6 protein-coding genes are annotated in these 7,567 nt (G+C 72.7%); all 6 read left to right on the top strand.

Annotation, left to right across the window (positions count from 1 at the left end):
• The first annotated feature begins 262 nt into the window (after nucleotides 1-262).
• The gene (locus tag ACGFNI_RS03955; RefSeq protein WP_393680282.1) at nucleotides 263-826 is read left to right on the top strand and encodes a GNAT family N-acetyltransferase; all 564 of its coding nucleotides are present in this window, start codon (nucleotides 263-265) and stop codon (nucleotides 824-826) included.
• 42 nt (nucleotides 827-868) lie between these two features.
• Nucleotides 869-1,636: a hypothetical protein gene (locus ACGFNI_RS03950; RefSeq protein WP_393680280.1), complete on the top strand. Its 768-nt coding sequence runs from the start codon at nucleotides 869-871 to the stop codon at nucleotides 1,634-1,636.
• 250 nt (nucleotides 1,637-1,886) lie between these two features.
• The gene (locus ACGFNI_RS03945) at nucleotides 1,887-2,690 is read left to right on the top strand and encodes a TIGR03936 family radical SAM-associated protein (protein ID WP_393680278.1); all 804 of its coding nucleotides are present in this window, start codon (nucleotides 1,887-1,889) and stop codon (nucleotides 2,688-2,690) included.
• 219 nt (nucleotides 2,691-2,909) lie between these two features.
• Nucleotides 2,910-6,722, top strand: a complete 3,813-nt coding sequence (locus tag ACGFNI_RS03940; RefSeq protein WP_393680277.1) for a ribonuclease E/G — start codon at nucleotides 2,910-2,912, stop codon at nucleotides 6,720-6,722.
• 236 nt (nucleotides 6,723-6,958) lie between these two features.
• On the top strand, nucleotides 6,959-7,279 hold the full coding sequence (rplU, locus tag ACGFNI_RS03935; protein WP_393680275.1) for a 50S ribosomal protein L21: 321 nt from the start codon (nucleotides 6,959-6,961) through the stop codon (nucleotides 7,277-7,279).
• Nucleotides 7,280-7,293: 14 nt separating this feature from the next.
• Nucleotides 7,294-7,551, top strand: a complete 258-nt coding sequence (gene rpmA / locus ACGFNI_RS03930) for a 50S ribosomal protein L27 (protein ID WP_227044930.1) — start codon at nucleotides 7,294-7,296, stop codon at nucleotides 7,549-7,551.
• Nucleotides 7,552-7,567: the final 16 nt, after the last annotated feature.

Here is a 7,567-nt window from a genome sequence, read left to right as displayed (position 1 = left end):
TGTTGTATGCCTGCCGCGCGGCTGCGGATCGGCTCTTAGTTCGTTTCCCCATGTCAGAAGCCTAGCCATGGTTTTGAAGCTGTGTCCATCTGTCCTCAGATGGACACCGAGATCCAGATCGGCCCGACCGGCAAGAAGCTGCTGCCGCTGTCGGTGAAGTGATCCGCTCGTGAGGGCCAAGTAGCCCTTGGGTAACGGCAGTTCGGCCCGGCCACCGTGAATGCGGTGGCCGGGCCGACGTCTGTGCGGACACACTTGTGCGATGCCGCAGCTCATCGCACCCACGGTCCGCGTACAGGCGTCCTTTCTCCAGGCCATGGCGGAGTTCCGCGCCGAGGGCAGGGGCGGGGACGACGACGGCTCGGCGGTGGCCAGGGAGATCAGGGCGTACGCCGACCGGTGGCACGCCCCCGCCGTCTTCGCCGAATACACCGCCTGGCTGCGCTCCATGACCGAGGAGAAGACCGCCGTGGCGCTCGGGTACGTCCCCTGCGACACCCTCTGGTACGTCGAAGGCGACACCTACCTGGGACGCCTCGGCCTGCGCCACCGGCTCAACGACTTCCTGTTCGAGTACGGCGGCCACATCGGCTACGACGTACGCCCCACCGCCCGCCGCCGCGGGCACGCCACCGCGATGCTCGGCGCCGCGCTGCCGCTGGCCCGCGCGCACGGCCTCGACCAGGTGCTGGTCACCTGCGATGCGGACAACGTGCCCTCCCGTAAGGTCATCGAGTCGTGCGGCGGCGTGTTCGACGACCGCCGCGGGGCCAAGCTCCGCTACTGGGTGCCCACGGGCCGTCCGGTGGAGCGTCCGCGCAGGTGAGAAACGTGATCGTCAAGAAGTGAAGGGCCGGGGGAGCAGCGCATGGCATACGGGGGCGACCACACGCGAGGGCCGGTGGCGGGCCGCCAGGGGCCGCCGGCGGGCGGGGACGGCTGCTGCCTCGCCCAGCTGATCAAGATTCCGTTGCTGATCGTGCTGGTGCCGTTGCGCCTGCTGTGGGAAGCGCTGTGCTGGATCGGCCGGGCCGTGATCGCGCCGGTGGCGCGCTGGGTCCACCGGTGGATCCTGGCACCCGTGGGGCGGGCGATCGCCTGGCTGGCGCACTACCTGATCGTGGTGCCGGTGGCGTTCCTGGTGCGGTATCTGCTGGTGGTGCCGGCGCTCTGGATCCACCGGTGGATCCTCACCCCGGTGGGCAGGGCGGTCGCCTGGCTGGTGCACCACCTCGTCGTCGTGCCGGTGGCGTTCCTGGTGCGGTATCTGCTCGTGGTGCCCGTGCAGTGGGCCTACCGGTGGATCCTGACGCCCCTCGGGCACGCGCTGGCGGCGCTGTTCCGCTGGATCGTGGTGATCCCGGCCGTCGCGCTGTGGGAGTACGTGCTGTGGCCGGTCCTGCGCGCCGTCGGGGCGGTGCTCGCGTCCTGCTGGCGGATCGCCGGGCGGGTGGCGCGGGCGGTCGGCCGGTTCCTGGCAAGGCTGTGGCGGTGGCTGGTCGTCGCGCCGCTGCGCTGGACCTACCGCTGGGTGTGCACTCCGGTGGGCCACGCGATCCGGGCGGTGTGCGGACCGCCGCTGCGGGCGGCCCGCGACGCCGCTCGGGAGGTCGGCAGGGCGCTCTTCGGGGCGTAGGTCCTGTCGCGGGTGCCGCCGGGGTGGTGGGACCGGCGGGAACCGCAGTGCCACAGGACGCGTACTCTGGGAGACGGTCCGGTTGTGAACCGTCTCCGCTGTGGCGGCGGTGATCCGGGCCGGACGGCGCGGTGAAAGCGCCGGTCCGAACGTTCCCCGCGCTGCGGGGGGTGGCCACACCGGCCGCTTGATACAAGGAGAAGTAGCACTGGGCAAGCGACAGCCCGAAGGCCCGCCGCCCGCACCGGCGGTGCAGCGCATTCGTCTGCGCTACACCAAGCGCGGCCGCCTCCGGTTCACCAGCCACCGCGACTTCCAGCGCGCTTTCGAGCGGGCGCTGCGCCGCGCCGAGATCCCCATGGCCTATTCGGCGGGCTTCTCGCCGCACCCCAAGGTGTCGTACGCCAACGCCGCCCCGACGGGTACCGGCAGCGAGGCCGAATACCTGGAGATCCAGCTCGCCCAGCACCGCGATCCGCAGAAGGTGCGCGAACTGCTGGACGCTTCGCTTCCGGCCGGGCTCGATGTGACCGACGCCGTCGAGGCGCGGACCAGCGGGCTGGCCGACCGGTTGCAGGCCTCGGTGTGGGAGATGCGGCTCGAAGGCGTCGACCCGGCGGCGGCGGAACAGGCCGTCGAGGCGTTCCTCGCCGCAGGTGAGGTGCAGGTCGAGCGCCGTACGAAGAACGGCATGCGGGCCTTCGACGCGCGTGCCGCGGTGGCCCGTCTGGAAGCTTCCGCAGGTGAGTGCGATAGGCCCGACGGCAAAGCCTGTGCGATACTGCGGCTGGTTGTTCGGCATTTGACACCTGCCGTTCGACCCGACGACGTCCTGTCCGGCCTCCGAGCTACGGCCGACCTGGCGCCGCCGGTCCCCGCAGCGGTGACCAGGCTGGCGCAGGGGCTGCTCGATGAGGAGACCGGCGCGGTGACTGACCCGCTAGCGCCCGACCGCGACGCTGCCACGGCCGCCCCACCCACGGCCGCCGGGCAGAGTGCCGCGAAGGCGCCGAGTGGGGCCTCCCCGGCGAATTCCGGGGAAGGTACTGCGTAGGAGCGCCGTCGTCGCGTCGCCGATCAACCAGGGAGCCACCCCGGTGCGGCAGACGCACTGACCAGGAGACTTTCGCCGGTCCCCGACCTACGGGCCCGGCGAGCGAGACGACAGCTCCCGTGCGGCGCCCGCGCCCCGGACTGCGGAACCGCGCACATCACGCGGTCCGCGGCCGGAATCAGGCCCGGCGCCCGGGAGCGTGACGGGAGAACCGCCCGCATGCTCGAGCCCATTGAGCCCACCGAATCCACGCAGTCCGCGGACCGTGGTGCCGACGACAACAATTCCCCCAGCGACACCCTGCCGCCGCGCCGCAGGCGCCGTGCGGCATCCCGGCCCGCGGGCCCGCCGACCGGCAACGCCGGTACGGCCACGGTCGTGAGCGCCGATGCCGAGGCCGCAGCGCCGCAGGAGGCGACCGCCGAGGCCACCGCGGCAGCCGTCACCTCCGGCGAGGACGCGGCTCCGGCCCGTCCGCGCCGCCGCGCCACCCGCAAGGTGTCGGCACCGGCCGGCCCGCCGCAGGGCGACGCGGAGCAGGCCCCGGCCGCCGCCGCTGCGCCCGCCGCGCAGGCCCCGGCCGCGGACGCCGCACCGGCCGACGACGAGGCGCCGCGCGCCCGTACCCGCCGCCGTGCGACCCGTAAGGCCACCGCGCCCGCCGGTGCGCCGCAGACCGCCGCCGAGACCCCGGCCGCTGCCGAGGCTCCGGCCGCAGAGCCCGAGGCGGAGGCCGCCGAGGCGCCCGCAGCGGAGCCCGCCGTCGCCGATGAGGCGCCCGCCCGTCCCCGTCGTCGTGCGACCCGTAAGGCCACCGCTCCGGCCGGTGCGCCGCGTGGTGCCGCCGACGAGGCCGTGGCCGTCGTGCCCGCGGACGAGCCCGCGCCGCGGCAGGAGGCCGAGGAGAGCCAGGCGCCCGCCGAAGAGGCCAAGCCCGTACGCGGTCGCCGTCGCGCGACCCGCAAGGTGACCGCTCCGGCCGGTGCGCCGCAGGAGGCGGAGGAGAGCGCGCAGGCGCTGGCCGCCGCGCAGGAGGAGACCGCGAGCGCCGAGGCGCCCAAGCGGCGTGCGCGTCGCCGTGGCGAGCGGGCCGCCGAGCCCGTCGCCGAGGCACCGGCAGCCGAAGAGCAGCCCGTGAAGGAGGCGCCGGCCCGTGGCCGCCGCCGCGCGCAGCGTCCGCCGACAGCCGTCTTCCAGGCGCCGGTGTTCACCGAGCCGATGTTCCAGACCCCGGAGAGCGCTGCCGCTGCCGCCGCCGCGGCGCGTCAGGAGGCGGAGGCGGCCGAGTCCGAGCAGCCCCGCGAGGAGCAGCCGCAGGCCGGATCCCGCAAGCGCCGCCGCCGTGGCGAGCGGGCCGAGCCCGAGCCGGTGGCCGCTGCCCCGGCGCCGGCCGAGCCGGAGGCCGTGGCCGTCGTCGAGGACGAGGAGCCCGAGGAGGAGGCCGAGCAGCGCGAGAACGGCGCCGACGAGGAGTCAGGCGACCGCCCCTCGCGCCGCCGCCGCCGTGGTGGCCGTCGCCGTCGCCGCGGTGAGTCCGCCGACGCGGACGAGCAGGCCGCCGACGGCCGTGCCGCCGAGCCGCGGGAGACCGCGGAGGCCGAGGCCGAGGAAGAGCCCGCCGCCGATGAGCAGGGCGGCGAGGAGGACGACCACACCGGTGGCGGGTCCAGCAGCAGCCGCCGTCGCCGTCGCCGCCGCCGTCGCAGCGGTGACGCCGGTGAGGCCGAGGGCGCCGCGAACGGCGACGACCCCGAGCGCACCGTCGTCAAGGTCCGCGAGCCGCGCAAGAAGGACGAGTCGACCAGCGCCGACGAGGTGCAGTCGATCAAGGGCTCGACGCGTCTGGAGGCCAAGAAGCAGCGCCGCCGCGAGGGGCGCGAGCAGGGCCGCCGCCGGGTGCCGATCATCACCGAGGCGGAGTTCCTGGCGCGCCGCGAGGCCGTCGAGCGGGTCATGGTGGTCCGCCAGAGCGGCGAGCGCACCCAGATCGGCGTGCTGGAGGACGACGTCCTCGTCGAGCACTTCGTCAACAAGGAGCAGTCGACGTCGTACGTCGGCAACGTCTACCTCGGCAAGGTGCAGAACGTCCTGCCGTCGATGGAGGCCGCCTTCGTCGACATCGGCAAGGGCCGCAACGCCGTCCTGTACGCGGGTGAGGTCAACTTCGAGGCGCTGGGCATGGCCAACGGGCCGCGCCGCATCGAGACCGCGCTGAAGTCGGGCCAGTCGGTGCTGGTGCAGGTCACCAAGGACCCGATCGGCCACAAGGGCGCCCGGCTCACCAGCCAGGTCTCGCTGCCGGGCCGCTACCTCGTCTACGTGCCCGAGGGCTCGATGACGGGCATCAGCCGCAAGCTCCCGGACACCGAGCGGGCCCGACTGAAGCAGATCCTCAAGAAGATCGTCCCCGAGGACGCGGGTGTCATCGTGCGCACCGCGGCCGAGGGTGCGAGCGAGGACGAGCTGGCGCGCGACGTCCAGCGGCTCCAGGCGCAGTGGGAAGAGATCCAGAAGAAGGCCAAGAGCGGCAGCTCCAGCGCGCCGACGCTGCTCTACGGCGAGCCGGACATGACCGTCCGGGTCGTCCGCGACATCTTCAACGAGGACTTCTCCAAGGTCATCGTCAGTGGCGATGACGCCTGGGAGACCATCCACGGCTATGTCGCGCACGTCGCGCCCGACCTCACTGACCGTCTGCAGAAGTGGACTTCGGACGTCGACGTCTTCGCGACGTACCGCATCGACGAGCAGCTGATGAAGGCGCTCGACCGCAAGGTCTGGCTGCCCAGCGGCGGTTCGCTGGTGATCGACAAGACCGAAGCGATGGTCGTGATCGACGTCAACACCGGGAAGTTCACCGGTCAGGGCGGCAATCTTGAGGAGACCGTCACCAGGAACAACCTGGAGGCGGCCGAGGAGATCGTGCGGCAGCTGCGGCTGCGGGACCTCGGCGGCATCGTCGTTATCGACTTCATCGACATGGTGCTGGAGTCCAACCGGGACCTCGTGCTGCGGCGGATGCTGGAGTGCCTGGGCCGGGACCGTACGAAGCACCAGGTGGCCGAGGTGACCTCGCTGGGTCTGGTGCAGATGACCCGCAAGCGGGTCGGCCAGGGCCTGCTGGAGTCCTTCTCCGAGCCCTGCGTGCACTGCAACGGCCGCGGCGTCATCGTCCACATGGACCAGCCGACGTCCGTCGGTGGCGGCGGCAAGCGCAAGAAGAAGGGCAAGGGCGGCAACGGCGAGCGGCACGAGCACCACGAGCCGGCCGTCGAGCAGCCGGTGGCCGAGCAGGCCGCCGAGGAGGCGCAGGAGCTGGAGCCCGCGCCGGTGACCGAGGCGGAGCTGCAGCCCGCGGTGGCCGACGCCGACGAGTGGTTCGGCAGCCCGGCGGAGGCCGAGGCAGCCGCCGGGCGGGTCCGCGGCCGTCGCCGTGCGAGCCGGAAGGCGTCCGCTCCCGCGGGCGCGCCGAAGGCAGCCGAGGCCGCGGCGATCGTGATGCCGGCCGCCGAGCCGGTGGCCGAGCAGGCCCCGGCGCCGGAGCCTGAGCCCGTCGAGGCGCCCGCAGCGGCGGAGCCCGCACCGGCCCGTCCGCGTCGCCGTGCGACCCGTAAGGCGACCGCTCCCGCGGGCTCGCCGCAGGTCGCCGACGCGGGGACGGTCGTGGTGAGCGCCCCGGAGCAGGCCGCTGAGCCCGTGCCTGAGCCGGCTGCCGAGGTGCCCGCAGAGGGCGCCGAGACCGCCCCCGACGAGGCGGCGCAGCCCGCGAGGAAGACGGCGAAGAAGGCGGTCCGCAAGACGGCCGCCAAGAGCGCCGCCACCAAGACCGCGGCGAAGAAGACCGCGGCGAAGACGGCGACGGCCAAGAAGACGGCGGCGAAGAAGACCACCACCGCCAAGAAGGCCGCCGCGAAGAAGACGACGACGGCCAAGAAGGCCACGGCCAAGAAGACGACGAAGGCGGCGGCCAAGAAGACCGCTGCCGCCGAGCAGCCCGCGCTGCCGTCGGTTTCCGCCGCCGCGGAGGACTGAGCACCTCAGGGTGCCGGGCAAACCGCGCCCCGGGTCGGGTGACCCGGGGCCGGTTTGACCCCCTGGTCAAGGCCCCGTAACCTTGACCGTCGGTGTCTGTGACACCAAACCCCTGAGCAAACACCTCTCGGTTCGCCGAGGGAGGCCGCTCGTCCACTCGGATTCCACGGGCCTTTCCCTAGCCCGTGTGAGCGGCTGGCATCAGAGGATCGAAACCTAGCGAGAGAGAGTTCCGCGTGTACGCGATCGTGCGCACCGGCGGCCGTCAGCAGAAGGTTGCTGTCGGCGACGTCATCGAAGTTGACCGCCTTTCGACCAGCAAGGTCGGCGACACCGTCGAGCTCTCGACGCTGCTCGTCGTCGACGGCGACTCGGTCACCAGCGACCCCTGGGTCCTGGCCGGCGTGAAGGTCCAGACCGAGGTTGTGGACCACCACAAGGGCAACAAGATCCGGATCCAGAAGTACAAGAACAAGACCGGTTACAAGAAGCGGATCGGCCACCGCCAGCTCCACACGGCGCTGAAGATCACCGGCATCGACGCTCCGGCGAAGTAAGGGACTGAGGAGACATGGCACACAAGAAGGGCGCATCGTCCACTCGGAACGGTCGCGATTCCAATGCTCAGCGGCTCGGCGTGAAGCGCTTCGGCGGTCAGGCCGTCAACGCCGGTGAGATCCTGGTCCGCCAGCGCGGCACCCACTTCCACCCGGGCACCGGTGTCGGCCGCGGCGGCGACGACACCCTGTTCGCCCTGGCTGCGGGCGCGGTGCAGTTCGGCACCCACCGTGGTCGCAAGGTCGTGAACATCGTTCCGGCCGGCGAGTAATCAGCTACCGGGCGAC

Origin of the sequence: Streptomyces sp. NPDC048644 (assembly GCF_043199105.1) — a bacterium.
Classification (GTDB): Bacteria; Actinomycetota; Actinomycetes; order Streptomycetales; family Streptomycetaceae; genus Streptomyces.
This window is presented reverse-complemented; position numbering and strand designations above follow the sequence as displayed.

What these genes read in the sequence shown, in the direction of transcription:
- ACGFNI_RS03955 (WP_393680282.1), top strand. Translation starts at nt 263, where the DNA reads ATGCCGCAGCTCATCGCACCCACGGTCCGCGTACAGGCGTCCTTTCTC.
- ACGFNI_RS03950 (WP_393680280.1), top strand. Translation starts at nt 869, where the DNA reads ATGGCATACGGGGGCGACCACACGCGAGGGCCGGTGGCGGGCCGCCAG.
- ACGFNI_RS03940 (WP_393680277.1), top strand. Translation starts at nt 2,910, where the DNA reads ATGCTCGAGCCCATTGAGCCCACCGAATCCACGCAGTCCGCGGACCGT.
- rpmA (WP_227044930.1), top strand. Translation starts at nt 7,294, where the DNA reads ATGGCACACAAGAAGGGCGCATCGTCCACTCGGAACGGTCGCGATTCC.